Raw genomic sequence first — 13671 nt, 5'->3', positions numbered from 1 at the left:
ACTGGCGCTGCGGCGGGCAAATCTTCGCGGGGTGTCGGTGCGGTTACTTGTCGCCGTCCAGCGCCTCACCGACCGAGTCGGCGACATCGCCGGCGGCCCTGCCGACATCCTGCGCCGCCTGGGTCACGGCTTCGGTTTCAGCGGCACCACGCTGGTTGGCCTGGCTGACGAAATAAAAGCCGATCGCCGCAGCGACGATCAGCAGCATCAGCACTGCCCATCCTATCCCACCTCCGCGCTTTTCGACGATCACGGTCTGCGGCGCGCCGCGTTCCGTTACTTCCTCACGCGTGACACCGTCGTCACGCACCGTTACCCGTTCCTCGACCATTATCGCCTCCTTCGATATCGCAATGGAGGCACAAAGCGGACAGGGGCAGCGTGGTTCCACGGGCGCAGAGACGGGCAGCGGCATGTCCCATCCCATGACAGCGGCGATCCCGGTGCCGATGCTGCTGGCCGCCTATGCGTCGGGCATTTTCCCGATGGCGGACAGCCGCGAGGATATCGAAGTCTATTGGGTCGAGCCGAAATGGCGGGCGATCCTGCCGCTCGACGGCTTCCACCTGTCACGCTCGCTGGCCAAAACCCTCCGCTCGGACCGGTTCACGATCACGGTCGACACCGATTTTGCCGGCGTGGTGCGCGCCTGCGCCGCGCCCGCGGAAGGGCGCGAGGATAGCTGGATCAACCCGACCATCGAGGCGAGCTACGCCGCGCTCCACGCCGCCGGCCACGCCCATTCCGTCGAATGTCGCCACGCGGGCGAACTGGTCGGCGGACTATACGGCGTCAGCCTGGGCCGGGCATTCTTCGGCGAATCGATGTTCTCGCGAAAGACCGACGCGTCGAAGGTGGCGATGGCGGCGCTGATTGCACGGCTGCGGGTCGGCGGCTTCAGCCTGCTCGATTGCCAGTTCATGACCCCGCACCTGGCCAGCCTGGGCGCCGTGGAGATATCGCAGCAGCGCTATCTGGAGCTGCTTTACCCTTCGGTAGCGGGGGCAGCGGTGGGCGAAGGCGTCGGCGCGGCGGCAGGAGGCGCGGCGGGGCCCTGGTCTGCCGGTGCAGCATCAGCACCGTCCGCGGGTGCGGCTGCCGACGGAGACTGGGGCGCGCTCGACCGGTTGCTCGACGAGTCGCCCGAGGTCTCGCGCAGCTCGATTTCACCCGGCCAGCGCATCGTGCAGCTCTTGACGAACACGTCATAGATGGGGTGCTGGACGACGTTGCGGTCGGGCCGTTCCTTGAATAGCCAGCCGGAAAACACCCGCCGCCAGTCCTCGCTGCCGTGATCAAGCACCACGAGCTGCACGAAGGCGCCGGTTTCCTGCGGATACTCCCACTGCGCCGTGCGCTCGCACGCGCGCAGACGCACCACCGCACGGCCGATCCGCACGCTCTGCCCCGGCTTCAGCGTGATATCCCTGACGAGGCCGTTGCGCTTGTTGAGCAGGCCGAGCACCGCCTCGCGCTCTTCCATCGTGGTGACGCCGGCATATGGATCCTCGGCACCTGCGGCGGGTCGCGCCTTGGGCAGCGGGCGCGCGTCGGCGGGCGGAGGCGGCGCCTCATCGTTGCGACGGTCGCATCCGGCCAGCGCCAGCGCGGTCCCAGCCAGCGTCAACGCTGTCAGCCAGCGGGAGGCTGCACTGCTCACGCCGCGTCGGGGGTCCATGGCTGGTAATCGCCGGCTGCGCCCTGCCTGCGGCCGCCGCGTTCCAGCGATCCAGCCGGACGATAGGCTGCGCTGGTTCCGGTAAGATTGGGCTCGGCTTCCGCCTGCCACGGCCGTGGCGCCGGCAGGCTCTCCTCCGGCAACGCATCATGCGTTCCGTGCAGCCAGCCATGCCATTCGGGCGGAACCACGCTGCTGTCGGTGCTGTCGGCATAGAGCACCCAGCGGCGCTTGCCGTTGCGGCTCTGGTAATAGCGGTTGCCTGCGGCATCCGCGCCGACCTGCTGCGCGCCGAAGCGGCTGCTGAACAGCGTGGTCAGCGTCGCGCCGTCGGACGATGTCATGATCTTGCCGAAGAGTCCCATGTGCCGCGCTTAGCTTCCGCACGACCGTCGGGCAATACTATTGCCCCTCGCCCCACCGGATAATCGCGCTTTCATCGATGCCCAGCCGCGCCGCGCTGCCACCGGCGAGTTCGAGGACCGCTGCCACCTCGCCGCCACTGGCGATCGGCGTCTCGTCGTTGGGGATAGTGTTCTCGGCGATGCGGTCGATGCTGCCGTCAGACCGGATGAAGAACATGTCGAGCGGGATCAGCGTGTTGCGCATCCAGAAAGACGCGATTTTGGGCTGGCGGAAGGGGAAGATCATGCCTTCGTTCGGGCCAAGCTCGGTGCGCCCCATCAGGCCGCGCGCTTGCTCCGCCTCGCTGGCCGCGACCTCGACGGTGAAGCGATGGATGCGGTCGCCCGCGGTAATGGTCAGCGGCACGGTCTGCAGGCCCGATGCGGCCACTGGCCCGTCTCCCTTGCCCGCAGCGCCACTGCCAGAGCAGCCTCCAAGCGCAAGCGCAGAGGCCGCAATCGCGACGAACATGCCGCTGGTCAGACGTTGCACTATCGACATGGGGCCTCCCTCGATGGCTTGGGCTTGCGGGGCAAGGTGCCCGCAGCCGCTGCTGCGGCTCATGGTCCTGCCCGATGCCCTGCACCGGCGCAAGCGGCGGTTGGCTCAACCAAGCTGCTCGCAATCTTCTCCCGGGCGCAGCGCCAGAATGGCACGTGCCAGCGCCGCGTCATGGCCGGCGCGCAGGAAGGTGGCGAGCCGCTTCTGCAGAAGCATGGGGTCGGTGGTCACCTCGCTGGCATAGGGACCCCAGCGCCGACGCTCTGCGAGCCGCAAGGCGGCTTGCAGCCGTTGATCGGCACCGATCTGACGAGCGGCGACGCTGTCATCATCCGCCACCCCGGCGGCATGCAGCGCTGCACCAATCCGCCGGCTGCCGAAGCCACGTCGGGTCAGGCGGCGTGCCGTCGCCTCGGCATAGGCCGCGTCATCGACATAGCCATAGCCCGCGATGCGATCGACCAGCGCGTCGACGTCGGCGGGCGCGTCGCTTTCCCAGCCCCGCTCGCGCAGCTTGCGCTCCAAGTAGCGCGCCAGCTTTGCCCGGGTCGTGGCGAAGCGACCGACATAGGCCAGTGCCAGTTCGGACAGCGCCTCTGCCGTCAGCGGACGAGGGCGCTTCGGCGAACGCCGCGCGTTTCCGCGGCCGCGCTGCGTCGATTCCGCCTGTTTGCCGTCGTCGCTCAACGCGCCCACCTTTCGCCACAGTCGCGACTGAATTTGAACGCCTATGGCGGCAAAGGAAAGTGTCGGCTAGGCTTGCAGCTTGCGCCGCGCTTGTCAGCGCCCGAGCAGCATCCGGAACCCACGCTGGCGGCCAGGCCGGCACAATGAATGACAAGGGAGCCCAGCGGGTGAACCAAACGACCGACAGCGTCACCACCGGTGCGCCGGAGAGCAGCATCGCCCCGACGCCGACCTATGGCGGCATAGCACGGCGATATGCCGATTTCGTGACGCTGGGCGAGGCGCTGGATTATGCGGCCCAGGGGGCGTGCGGGCTCAACTTCCATGACGCGCGCGGGCGGCTGACCCGCCCCTATACGTTCCGCGAACTGCGCGAGGATGCGATTGCTGCCGCCCGCCGGCTCGTCGCGCACGGCATCAAGGCAGGCGACCGGGTCGCGCTGGTCGCCGAAACCAGCCCGCAGTTTGCCGCGCTGTTCTTTGGCGCGGTCTACGCCGGTGCCTGGCCGGTGCCGCTGCCGCTGCCGACGTCGTTCGGCGGGCGGGACGCCTATATCGAGCAGCTCGCGGTGCAGCTCCAGAGCTGCCACCCATCGGTCCTGTTCTATCCGCCGGAAATTGCCCAGATGGCGCATGCTGCAGCAGCCGCCCAATCCGTCGAAGGCATCGATTGGGATGGTTTTGCCGAGGCCGCGCAGTCGGATGCGCCGCTGCCGCCCGCGGACGGCGATGCCATTGCTTATCTGCAGTACAGCAGCGGTTCCACCCGCTTCCCGCACGGTGTTGCCGTCACCCACCGCGCTCTGCTGAGCAATCTGGCCGCCCATGCACATGGCATGCACATGGGCGAAGGCGACCGGGGCATTTCCTGGCTGCCTTGGTATCATGACATGGGCCTGGTCGGCTGTCTGCTGTCACCGGTCGCCAACCAGATGTCGGTGGATTTCCTGAAGACCGAGGATTTCGCGCGCCGTCCGCTCGCCTGGCTCGACATGATCACGCGCAACAAGGACAATACTTTGTCCTATTCGCCGACCTTCGGCTACGAAATCTGCTCGCGCCGGGTCTCGACCCAGACACATGCCGCCGACCGGTTCGATCTGTCGCGCTGGCGGGTGGCCGGCAACGGTGCAGACATGATCCGGCCCGACGTGATGCAGCGCTTCGTCGATACCTTTGCGCAGAGCGGGTTCAAGGCATCGGCCTTCCTGCCCAGCTATGGCCTCGCCGAGGCGACGCTCGCCGTGTCGCTGATGCCGCCGGGAGAAGGCATCGTCGTGGAACTGGTCGAAGAAACGCAGCTTTCGGGCGGAGAGACACGCAGCGACCGGCCGCAGCGCTATCGCGCCGTTGTCAATTGCGGCAAGCCCGCGCGCGACATGGCGATCGAGATCCGGGATGACGATGGCGCCATCCTGCCAGACCGCCAGATCGGCAAGGTGTGGTGCAGCGGCTCGTCGCTGATGGTCGGCTATTATCGCGACGAGGACTCGACCGCTGCATGCATGGTCAGTGACGCCAATGGCACAATGTGGTTGGATACCGGCGACATGGGCTATCTGTCCGACGGCTATGTTTACATCGTCGGTCGCGCCAAGGACATGATCATCATCAACGGCAAGAACCACTGGCCGCAGGATATCGAATGGGCGGTCGAGCAACTGCCGGGTTTCAAGGCCGGCGACATCGCCGCCTTCGCCATCACCGCGCCGGGTGGTGAGGAAACGCCGGCGGTACTGGTGCAATGCCGGTTCAGCGATCCGGGCGAGCGCCAGCGGCTGCACGATGAAATCCGCGATCGCGTACGCTCGATCACCGGCATGCAGTGCATCGTCGAGCTGGTGCCGCCGCGCACCCTGCCCAAGACCAGCTCGGGCAAGCTCAGCCGCTCCAAGGCGCGCAATCTGTATCTCACCGGTCAGATCGCCACTTACGATCTGGCCGCCTGAAAATTCAGCGGAAATTCTCGTTGCGATACCGAAAATAATGGCTGCGGCTAACCAATCGCTAACCGTGCGGCGGTAAGCCGGAGCGCATGACGCGCCACACTGCCGACCTTTCGGACCACATCGATATACCGCTGAAGGCGGCACTGTTCGGCGGCAATCTGGACGGTGTCGATCTCAGCGAAATCCGCATATCGCAGTTGGAGGCGGTCGCCCGCTTTCGGCTGATGCAGATCAGTTCGGTGTTGATTGCCGCGCTGGGCATTGCCATCAGCGCGCTATCGGTGGCCAGCATCTGGCTACTGGCGCCTTATCTGGCGCTCGTCACCCTGGTGGTTGGCGCGCGCGTGATGCTGGCCGAGCGGCGCAGCGAGGGTTGGCGCGCCGGCAATCGCGATTTCGTCGTCATGGAAATCGGCCTCGGCGTCGTGTCCGCCATTACCGTTGCGGCACCGCTCATATTTTTCGCGGCCATCGGCCAATATGCCCTGGTGTTGCAGGGGTGGATCATTCTTGCCGGGATGATGGCTGTCTATGGCTTTGTCACCATGCCGGTGCCGTTGATGTTCTGCTCGTTCATGCCGGCTGTCGGTGTGATTGCCACCATCACGCTGGCATGGACCGGCAATCCGCTCGGTGCCGCGTCGGCGATTGCGATGTCGCTGGTTTCCGCCATCGGCATCACCGCGCAGGCCCGCAACATGCTGGGCTTCGAGCTGGTCAACCGCAAGGCTGCGGAACGCAAGGAAACCGTCAGCCTGCTGCTGCGCGAGTTCGAGGATGCCGGAGCCGACTGGCTGTGGCAGATCGACGCCCAGCGCCGCATCACCCACCCCTCGCCCCGCTTCGCCCATGCCACCGGCCGCGATCCGCAGGAGCTGGAGGGCATCGGCTTTCTGCAGCTGCTTGCCGGCGAATCCTGGGACACCGGCGATTTTCCGCCCGCGCTGCATGAACTGGCCAGCCGGCTGAGCCGCAAGGAAAGCTTTGCCAATCTGCTGGTGCCGGTCAAGATCGACGGTCGCGACCGCTGGTGGGAACTCTCCGCTTCGCCCAGCATCGGGCCCAACGACAGCTTCATCGGCTTCCGTGGCGTCGGCTCGGATGTTACCGAGCAGCGCGCCTCGGCTGATCGCATTGCGCACCTCGCCCGTTTCGACGCGCTGACCGGCCTGCCCAACCGCCTCTATCTCAACGAGACGCTGGCAGGCGCGCTCGAACAGGCGAGCGCCTGGCGCCGCCGTTGCGCCTTCCTGATGATCGACCTCGACCGGTTCAAGGCGGTCAACGATACGCTCGGCCATCCGATTGGCGACCGGCTGCTTGCGCAAGTCGCGGCGCGCCTCAAGCAATTGTGCACCGATCAGGTGATCGCTGGCCGACTGGGCGGCGACGAATTCGGCGTGGTGATGCGGGAGATCGACAGCATCGAGACCGTCGAACGGCTCGGCAACCGCATCATCGACATCGTCTCCCGGCCTTATGAGATCGACCAGCACACGCTCTATGTCGGGGCGAGCCTGGGCTACGCCATCGGCCCGCGTGACGGCGCGACGGTGGAAGCGCTGACCCGCAACGCCGACCTCGCGCTCTACCGGTCGAAGGACAAGGGCGGCGGCTGCGTCAACAGCTATGAGCCGACCCTGCACGATCAGGCCCGTGAGCGGCGCGAGATCGAGATCGAACTGCGTTCCGCCTTGGCGCGCGACGAGTTGACGGTGAATTACCAGCCGGTGGTGCGCGCCGATGGCAGCATCGACGGGTTCGAAGCGCTGCTGCGCTGGAACAGCAAGAAGCTGGGCCCGGTTTCCCCGGTCAAGTTCATCCCGGTCGCCGAGGATACGCGGCTGATCGGCCCGATCGGCGAGTGGGTGCTCCAAACCGCCTGCCGCGAAGCGGTCAACTGGCCGGACAGCACCAAGGTCGCGGTCAACGTCTCGGCCGAGCAGCTCTCCGCCCCCGGTTTCGTCAGCAGCGTGGTCAAGGCGCTCTCGCACAGCGGCATCTCGCCCAAGCGGCTCGAGCTCGAAGTGACGGAAAGCGTGTTCCTGCGCGAGGTATCGGGTGCGATGGCAACGCTCGACCAGGTGCGCGGGCTCGGCGTCAAGCTGGTGCTCGACGATTTCGGCACGGGCTATTCCTCGCTCGGTTATCTGCGCATGGGCCAGTTCTCGACGATCAAGGTCGACCGCAGCTTCGTCAAAGGCGCGCTGACCGGCGCGCGCGAATCGATCGCCATCATCCGCGCCGTGGTCGCGCTGGCCGACAGCCTCGACATGTCGACGACCGCGGAAGGCGTGGAAACACAGGATGAGGCCGACGCCATCGTCGCACTGGGCTGCAAGAAGCTGCAGGGCTACCACTTCGGCCGCCCGATGAGCGCGAGCGATGCCCGCGCCATCTTCTCGCGCTACCTCGATTCGCGGCGCGGCGCGGTCGCCTGATATAATTCGGCATTATCGCGGAACCGATCGGCACCTGTGACATTGGTCACAGTCAACCCATCGTGACTCGCGCTCCATTCATCGTAGAGCAAGCCATGGACGGGTTGCGCCTCCACTCGCCCCCGGCCAAGCGATCTCCAGCAAGCAAGCGCAACAGCGCAAGGCGGGGATCGCATGAAGCTCAAAAGTATCGCACGAACGGCCATTGCCGCCGCTCTGTTGACCGCAGGCAGCATGACCGCGGTACCGGCCCTCGCCTCCTCCATCCTGCAATGTGTTCCTTATGCCCGCGAAGCCTCGGGCGTCGAAATCTTCGGCAATGCCAACACCTGGTGGGCGCAGGCTGAAGGCCGCTACGAGCGTGGCCGCGAGCCGCGTGTCGGCGCAGTGATGCATTTCCCGGGCACCCGCGCCATGCCGATCGGCCATGTCGCCGTGGTCAGCCGCATCATCAACTCGCGCGAAATCCTGATCGACCACGCCAACTGGTCGTGGCGCGGCCAGATCGAGCGCGACGTCCGCGTCGTTGACGTCTCGCCCAACAATGACTGGTCGATGGCCCGCGTCTGGTACGGCCGCATCAACGACTTGGGCCTGCGCCCCAATCCGGTTTCGGGCTTCATCTATCCGCAGCAGCTCGCCCCCCGCTATGCTGCCCGCGCTCGCGGCGGCGATGTCCAACTCGCCGCCCTCACCCCGGACGCCAGCGGAGAGCTGGCCGCCATCGTCGAGCGCGTCGGCCGCTGAGCAGGCTGGCAATAGCTGCGACGAGCGGCTCTGCCCCTTAGGATTTTTGTTGAATTACCGGGCGCGTCGCAGCGCGCCTCTTCGAACTGCGGCGCTGGGCGTGCCCAAGAACGCCTGGTCGATCGATGCCCTTCGACAGGCTCAGGGCTACTGTTCGGGCGAGGATATCCTTACAGCAGCTCCGGAAAAGGCGCTAAGCCAATGCTGATGCGACCCGCTGCCACAACGCGTCATAGGCACCGCCCGCGGCGCTGCGTGCTGCAAAAGCCCCGATAGGCGCGCGTCGCTCGGCCATCTGTTCCACCGCGCTCGCCATCGGCACGCCCGGCCAATCGCCCGCCGCCACGGCTTCGCGATGCAGCCGTCGGCGCCGGTCGACCATCGAATGCACCGGCATCAACGGCACCGACCGCGCCTGCTTGGCGTTGACGAAGTCCTCGACCGCGGTAAGCGTGCGGCGGGAAAGCTCGCTCGGCACCACCGGCACCAGCACCAGATCGGCGGCACGCGCCAGTTGCTCGGCAAGATCGCCGAGGCCCGGAGGGCAATCGAGCAGGATCAGGTCGTAATCCTTGCCCAGTTCCTCGACCAGCTTGGCGAGCCGCTTCTTCTTGCCCAGTTCGTGCAGCACCCGGTCGAGCGTCGCCAGAGATGGGTCAGCCGGCAGCAGGTCCAGTCGCGCAAAAGCGGTCTCGCGCACCAGTGTTCGCGGCTTGGCATCACCGGTGAACAGGTCGGCAGCGCGATCCGCGGTGCCGACCCCGGGATCATGGCCGAGCAGGAAGGTCGACGCCCCCTGTGCATCGAGATCCCACAACAGCACGCGGCGGGCGGAGCGTTGCGACGCACTCCACGCCAGGTTGACGGCAATGCTGGTCTTACCCACGCCGCCCTTGATGTTGTAGACCGCCACCGTCGCCATGTACCTGCTCCCTTTGGCGGCAATGTCGGCTATCGGCGGCGGGCGATCAACCCTGTTCGTCTCCGGCCGCCGGTGCGGCATCGGCAGCAGGCTCTTCCCCATCCTCGAACCATGCGACGACATCGCCGGACAGCTTGATGGTCATCGGTTGGCCCAACCGGTCGCGCGAACGCCCCATCTGCACGCGGATCCAGCCCTCCGAGATCGAATACTCCTCGACATCGTGCCGCCGCTTGCCCTTGAAGCGGATGCCGATGCCGCGATTGAGCAACTCCCCGCCAAAATGCGGGCTGCGCGGATTGACCGAAAGACGGTCGGGCGGGGTGTCAGACATGGGAAACTCCTTTGGCTGAAGCCCCTTGCCGCGACGGCGCGAGATTGCAAGTCATGAGTAGGTTCGACGAAGGGATCATCGCCCCTGTCGGTTCGCTCGCTTGATCTTCGCACGACAATTGACGACGCCACAGGCAATGTTTATCCAATGGATAAATGGAGTCGCACCTATGCTCGAAATGATCAAGACCCACCTGCAGACCTCCGTTCCCTTTGCGGCCTATGTCGGCGTACGCATCACCTCGGTCGAAAGCGGCCAGGCAGAAGCTGCGCTCGACGAGCGTGCGGAGCTCACCAACCACATCGCCACCATGCATGCTGGCGCGCTGTTCACACTCGCAGAAGCGGCATCCGGCGCGGCGATGGCTGGTGCGCTAGCACCGGTGCTGATGCAGGTGCGCCCTGTCGCGTCGAAAGGCACCATAGCCTATCTGAAGCCGGCCAAGGGCAATCTGGTCGCGCGGGCGGTGGCAAGCCGACCGGCCGAGGAGCTGCTTGCCGAGCTCGCGACGATCGGCAAGACCGAGTTCGGCGTTGCCGTCACTATCCATGACGCCAGCGATGTTGCGGTGGCAACGGTCGAGATACAATGGCATGTCCGCTCCAATGGCCGAGCAGCGTGACAATTATCATCACGGCAATTTGCGCGCCGATGCGATAGCCGCAGCGCTGTCGTTGCTGGCAAGCGCGCCTGACGCCAGCTTCACCATGCGCGGGGTGGCGGATGCTTGCGGCGTCGCCCACCGGGCCATCGCCGCGCAGTTCGTGGATCGGGCAGGGCTGGAGGCCGCAGTTGCAGCCGTCGGCTATGAGCGGTTGAGCAACCTCTTGACCGACGCCGGGGATACGGCGGGTTTCCTGAGAATTTTCGCCGGCTTCGCCCTCGCCAACCCCGCACTCTACGCACTGATGATGCGCCAGGATTATGGCGCGTTCGACCGGCACCCGGACCTGCGGACCAGCGCCGACCGCCTGATCGCCCGCTCGATCGCAACGCTAGCGCCGACCGCGGACAATCCCACCGCCGCGCGACGGCAAGTGATGCGCTTCTGGATGCTGCTGCATGGCGGGGTGACCCTCCATCGCTCCGGCATTCTGCACGCGCGTGACGATGCCGCCTTCATCGAAGAATTGCTCGCCATCGCTGCATCGGACACGCGGCCTGCAGCGCTGGCACAACCCTTATGGCACGAACAGAAAGGCCACACCAATGAGCGCTAACCTTGCCGACAGCATGCCCTTTTCCAAGCTTATGGGGGTCGAGGTAGTGGACGCGCAACCGAACCGGGTTATCGGCCGCCTGCTGGTCCGCCCCGAGCTGTGCACCGCCGGCCACATCATGCACGGCGGTGCAATCATGGCCTTTGCCGATGCGCTCGGTGCCATCGGTGCGGTGTTGAATCTGCCTGCGGGTGCCCAGGGCACCACCACCATCGAGAGCAAGACCAATTTCCTCGGGGCCGGACCCGAGGGCGAAATCGTCGAAGGTGAAACCACACCGGTCAAGATCGGCAAGACCCTGTCAATCTGGCAGACCCGCATCCGCCGCGCCGATGGCCGTGACGTGGCGCTGGTGACGCAGACGCAGCTGGTGCTGTAGGGCTCAGGCGCCGTCAGCCACAGCTACAGAATGGTTCAGGCGAAGATGTCGCCCGGTGACCAGCTTTTGGGGTCTTCACCAAACCGGTTGGGGCCCCTGGTGCCGGGTATCAGGGACAGGATCAGCAAGATCAGCCCGGTAAAGCCGATCAGAAGGCCGAACAGATAGAGGATGATCCCCACTGCGCCAGGGATGTTCTGGTCCTGCATCCGCCGGGCAATCACGGCCAGATTGGGGACGAGCAGGCCTAGCCAGGTGATCACGCCCAAGGCGAGAAACACCAGCACGACGACCCTCCCGCCGTTCTGGGAATCCGCGCTGTCGGCATAATCGCCCATTGCAGCAGATACGGTGATGGCGGCGACGGTCAGCGCTGTGTAGATCAGCAGCTGGAACAGCACGAACATCCAATATTCGCGGCGGCGAGACCGACCCGAAAATTCGGCATACCGCTTCAGCGGCAAGATCATCCATTCCATCGTGCGATCCCCTTTCACGGTCCAGCGATCGGTCTAGCCGGCGCCAGTAGCGTCGCAAGGATGGCCGTGCTTACGCCGCCTCGAGCTTGCGCTTGTGCTTCTTGCGCTCATGCGGATCGAGATGGATCTTGCGGATCCGGATGCTCTTGGGCGTCACTTCGACCATTTCGTCATCGTCGATATAGGCGATGGCCTGTTCCAGCGTCGCACGACGCGGCGGGGTCAGGCGAATGGCGTCGTCCTTGCCGCTGGCGCGGAAGTTGGTGAGCTGCTTTGACTTGAGCGGATTGACCTCAAGATCGTCAGGCTTGGCATTCTCGCCGATGATCATGCCCTCGTACAGCGGCTCGCCCGGCTGGACGAACAGCACGCCGCGATCCTCGAGTGCGTTGAGCGCGTAGGCGACGGCCTCGCCGGTGCCCATCGAGATCAGCACGCCATTGGCGCGGCCCTCGATCTGGCCCTTGTAGGGACCATATTTTTCGAACAACCGGTTCATGATGCCGGTCCCGCGCGTGTCCGACAGGAATTCGCCATGATAGCCGATCAGGCCACGCGACGGCGCAGAGAAGGTGATGCGGGTCTTGCCGCCGCCCGAGGGGCGCATGTCGGTCAGCTCGGCCTTCCTGATGTTCATCTTCTCGATGACCGTGCCCGAATGTTCGTCATCGACGTCGATGACTACCGTTTCGTACGGCTCGGTGCGACCGCCGGCTTCATCGGTCTGGAACAGCACGCGCGGGCGGCTGATGCCGAGCTCGAAGCCTTCGCGGCGCATCGTCTCGATGAGCACGCCAAGCTGCAGCTCGCCGCGGCCGGCGACTTCGAAACTGTCCTTGTCGGCGCTTTCGGTGACGCGGATGGCGACGTTCGATTCCGCTTCGCGGAACAGGCGGTCGCGGATCATGCGACTGGTCACCTTGTCGCCTTCACGACCGGCAAACGGGGAATCATTCACCGCAAAGCGCATCGACAGCGTCGGCGGGTCGATCGGCTGCGCGGCAATCGGGGTGGTCACGCTGGTTTCGGCGATGGTGTTGGCAACAGTCGCCACGGCGAGGCCGGCCAGGCTGATGATGTCGCCCGCCTTGGCTTCTTCCACCGGCACCCGCTCCAGCCCCTGGAACGAGAAGAGCTTGGACGCGCGCCCGGCCTCTATCACCTTACCCGATGCGTCGAGCGCGTGGATCGGCTGGTTGACCTTGACGGTGCCGGTGGCAACGCGGCCGGTGAGGATGCGACCGAGGAAATTGTCACGGTCCAGCAGCGTCACCAGCATCGAGAAGGGGGCGTCGGCCTCCACCTTCGGCGCCGGGACATGATCGACGATCGTCTGGAACAGCGGCGTCAGATCGCCTTCGCGCGCTTCGATATCCTCGCTAGCATAGCCATTGCGGCCGGACGCGTAGAGGATCGGGAAGTCGAGCTGCTCGTCGTTTGCACCGAGATTGAGGAACAATTCGAAACATTCGTCGAGGACTTCGGCGGCGCGCGCATCGCTTCGGTCGATCTTGTTGACGACGACGATCGGGCGCAGGCCCAGCGCCAGCGCCTTGCCGGTGACGAACTTGGTTTGCGGCATCGGCCCCTCGGCCGCATCGACCAGCAGAATGACCCCGTCGACCATCGAGAGGATGCGTTCGACCTCGCCGCCGAAGTCGGCGTGGCCCGGCGTGTCGACGATGTTGATGCGCGTGCCCTGCCATTCGACGCTGGTGCACTTCGCCAGAATCGTGATGCCGCGTTCCTTTTCAAGATCGTTCGAATCCATCGCCCGTTCCTCGACGCGCTGGTTGTCGCGAAAGGTGCCTGACTGGCGGAACAGCTGGTCGACGAGGGTGGTCTTGCCATGATCGACGTGGGCGATGATGGCGATATTGCGCAGGGCCATGGGGGGCGTGTCTTTTCGATTATGCGGGAGAGTTGGCG

Annotated in this window: 15 protein-coding genes and 1 pseudogene; 7 read left to right on the top strand and 9 right to left on the bottom strand. The window is 65.5% G+C overall.

What is annotated here, in order from left to right; genetic code table 11:
* Positions 1-43 precede the first annotated feature (43 nt).
* A complete protein-coding gene (locus AC0QC4_RS07935) occupies positions 44-331 on the bottom strand; it encodes a hypothetical protein (protein WP_483659243.1) in 288 nt (95 codons plus the stop codon).
* An 82-nt stretch (positions 332-413) separates the two neighbouring features.
* Between AC0QC4_RS07935 and aat the strand changes: the two genes are divergently transcribed.
* On the top strand, positions 414-1211 hold the full coding sequence (aat, locus tag AC0QC4_RS07930) for a leucyl/phenylalanyl-tRNA--protein transferase (protein ID WP_483659242.1): 798 nt from the start codon (positions 414-416) through the stop codon (positions 1209-1211).
* Positions 1212-1246: 35 nt separating this feature from the next.
* Here the strand turns inward: aat and AC0QC4_RS07925 are convergent.
* The 4 genes and pseudogenes from AC0QC4_RS07925 to AC0QC4_RS07910 form a co-directional block, all read right to left on the bottom strand.
* A pseudogene (locus AC0QC4_RS07925) lies at positions 1247-1483 on the bottom strand (DUF2155 domain-containing protein); the annotation flags it as partial.
* Between the two features lie 173 nt (positions 1484-1656).
* Positions 1657-2043, bottom strand: a complete 387-nt coding sequence (locus tag AC0QC4_RS07920; protein WP_483659241.1) for an NADH:ubiquinone oxidoreductase subunit NDUFA12 — start codon at positions 2041-2043, stop codon at positions 1657-1659.
* Between the two features lie 37 nt (positions 2044-2080).
* A complete protein-coding gene (locus AC0QC4_RS07915) occupies positions 2081-2584 on the bottom strand; it encodes a DUF192 domain-containing protein (RefSeq protein ID WP_483659240.1) in 504 nt (167 codons plus the stop codon).
* 105 nt (positions 2585-2689) lie between these two features.
* Complete coding sequence (locus AC0QC4_RS07910) at positions 2690-3271, bottom strand: regulatory protein RecX (protein WP_483659239.1); 582 nt, start codon at positions 3269-3271, stop codon at positions 2690-2692.
* A gap of 143 nt (positions 3272-3414) precedes the next feature.
* Between AC0QC4_RS07910 and AC0QC4_RS07905 the strand changes: the two genes are divergently transcribed.
* The 3 genes from AC0QC4_RS07905 to AC0QC4_RS07895 all read left to right on the top strand — a co-directional run bounded on the left by AC0QC4_RS07905 (position 3415) and on the right by AC0QC4_RS07895 (position 8408).
* Entirely contained in the window at positions 3415-5220 is a 1806-nt protein-coding gene (locus AC0QC4_RS07905; protein WP_483659238.1) for a fatty acyl-AMP ligase, read from the top strand.
* 86 nt (positions 5221-5306) lie between these two features.
* Positions 5307-7661: a putative bifunctional diguanylate cyclase/phosphodiesterase gene (locus AC0QC4_RS07900; RefSeq protein WP_483659237.1), complete on the top strand. Its 2355-nt coding sequence runs from the start codon at positions 5307-5309 to the stop codon at positions 7659-7661.
* Between the two features lie 174 nt (positions 7662-7835).
* Positions 7836-8408, top strand: coding sequence for a CHAP domain-containing protein (locus AC0QC4_RS07895; protein WP_483659236.1), 573 nt, complete (start codon positions 7836-7838; stop codon positions 8406-8408).
* 193 nt (positions 8409-8601) lie between these two features.
* On the opposite strand, the gene AC0QC4_RS07890 is transcribed toward AC0QC4_RS07895, so the two are convergent.
* Both AC0QC4_RS07890 and AC0QC4_RS07885 read right to left on the bottom strand, forming a co-directional pair.
* Positions 8602-9330 (bottom strand): ParA family protein, encoded by a 729-nt coding sequence (locus tag AC0QC4_RS07890; RefSeq protein ID WP_483659235.1) that lies wholly within the window; start codon positions 9328-9330, stop codon positions 8602-8604.
* A gap of 46 nt (positions 9331-9376) precedes the next feature.
* Complete coding sequence (locus AC0QC4_RS07885; RefSeq protein ID WP_483659233.1) at positions 9377-9664, bottom strand: DUF3297 family protein; 288 nt, start codon at positions 9662-9664, stop codon at positions 9377-9379.
* 169 nt (positions 9665-9833) lie between these two features.
* On the opposite strand from AC0QC4_RS07885, the gene AC0QC4_RS07880 reads away from it, so the two are divergent.
* The 3 genes from AC0QC4_RS07880 to AC0QC4_RS07870 are packed head-to-tail and all read left to right on the top strand — an operon-like array spanning position 9834 to position 11263.
* Complete coding sequence (locus AC0QC4_RS07880) at positions 9834-10286, top strand: YiiD C-terminal domain-containing protein (protein WP_483659231.1); 453 nt, start codon at positions 9834-9836, stop codon at positions 10284-10286.
* Complete coding sequence (locus AC0QC4_RS07875; RefSeq protein ID WP_483659229.1) at positions 10270-10884, top strand: TetR-like C-terminal domain-containing protein; 615 nt, start codon at positions 10270-10272, stop codon at positions 10882-10884. The genes AC0QC4_RS07880 and AC0QC4_RS07875 overlap by 17 nt, the downstream gene beginning before the upstream one ends.
* Complete coding sequence (locus AC0QC4_RS07870) at positions 10874-11263, top strand: PaaI family thioesterase (RefSeq protein WP_483659227.1); 390 nt, start codon at positions 10874-10876, stop codon at positions 11261-11263. The genes AC0QC4_RS07875 and AC0QC4_RS07870 overlap by 11 nt, the downstream gene beginning before the upstream one ends.
* 35 nt (positions 11264-11298) lie before the next feature.
* Here the strand turns inward: AC0QC4_RS07870 and AC0QC4_RS07865 are convergent, their stop codons facing one another.
* Positions 11299-11742, bottom strand: a complete 444-nt coding sequence (locus tag AC0QC4_RS07865) for a DUF805 domain-containing protein (protein ID WP_483659225.1) — start codon at positions 11740-11742, stop codon at positions 11299-11301.
* Positions 11743-11812: 70 nt separating this feature from the next.
* Positions 11813-13633, bottom strand: coding sequence for a translational GTPase TypA (typA, locus tag AC0QC4_RS07860; protein WP_483659223.1), 1821 nt, complete (start codon positions 13631-13633; stop codon positions 11813-11815).
* Positions 13634-13671: the final 38 nt, after the last annotated feature.

The organism is Sphingomonas sp. jy18 (assembly GCF_056931895.1).
Note: the sequence above shows the minus strand (reverse complement) of the source record. Positions and strands in the feature narration are given on the sequence as shown.

What these genes read in the sequence shown, in the direction of transcription:
- AC0QC4_RS07900 (WP_483659237.1), top strand. Translation starts at nt 5,307, where the DNA reads ATGACGCGCCACACTGCCGACCTTTCGGACCACATCGATATACCGCTG.
- AC0QC4_RS07895 (WP_483659236.1), top strand. Translation starts at nt 7,836, where the DNA reads ATGAAGCTCAAAAGTATCGCACGAACGGCCATTGCCGCCGCTCTGTTG.
- AC0QC4_RS07880 (WP_483659231.1), top strand. Translation starts at nt 9,834, where the DNA reads ATGCTCGAAATGATCAAGACCCACCTGCAGACCTCCGTTCCCTTTGCG.
- AC0QC4_RS07915 (WP_483659240.1), bottom strand. Translation starts at nt 2,584, where the DNA reads ATGTCGATAGTGCAACGTCTGACCAGCGGCATGTTCGTCGCGATTGCG.
- AC0QC4_RS07890 (WP_483659235.1), bottom strand. Translation starts at nt 9,330, where the DNA reads ATGGCGACGGTGGCGGTCTACAACATCAAGGGCGGCGTGGGTAAGACC.
- AC0QC4_RS07870 (WP_483659227.1), top strand. Translation starts at nt 10,874, where the DNA reads ATGAGCGCTAACCTTGCCGACAGCATGCCCTTTTCCAAGCTTATGGGG.
- AC0QC4_RS07935 (WP_483659243.1), bottom strand. Translation starts at nt 331, where the DNA reads ATGGTCGAGGAACGGGTAACGGTGCGTGACGACGGTGTCACGCGTGAG.
- AC0QC4_RS07885 (WP_483659233.1), bottom strand. Translation starts at nt 9,664, where the DNA reads ATGTCTGACACCCCGCCCGACCGTCTTTCGGTCAATCCGCGCAGCCCG.
- AC0QC4_RS07875 (WP_483659229.1), top strand. Translation starts at nt 10,270, where the DNA reads ATGGCCGAGCAGCGTGACAATTATCATCACGGCAATTTGCGCGCCGAT.
- AC0QC4_RS07905 (WP_483659238.1), top strand. Translation starts at nt 3,415, where the DNA reads ATGAATGACAAGGGAGCCCAGCGGGTGAACCAAACGACCGACAGCGTC.
- typA (WP_483659223.1), bottom strand. Translation starts at nt 13,633, where the DNA reads ATGGCCCTGCGCAATATCGCCATCATCGCCCACGTCGATCATGGCAAG.
- AC0QC4_RS07920 (WP_483659241.1), bottom strand. Translation starts at nt 2,043, where the DNA reads ATGGGACTCTTCGGCAAGATCATGACATCGTCCGACGGCGCGACGCTG.
- AC0QC4_RS07865 (WP_483659225.1), bottom strand. Translation starts at nt 11,742, where the DNA reads ATGGAATGGATGATCTTGCCGCTGAAGCGGTATGCCGAATTTTCGGGT.
- aat (WP_483659242.1), top strand. Translation starts at nt 414, where the DNA reads ATGTCCCATCCCATGACAGCGGCGATCCCGGTGCCGATGCTGCTGGCC.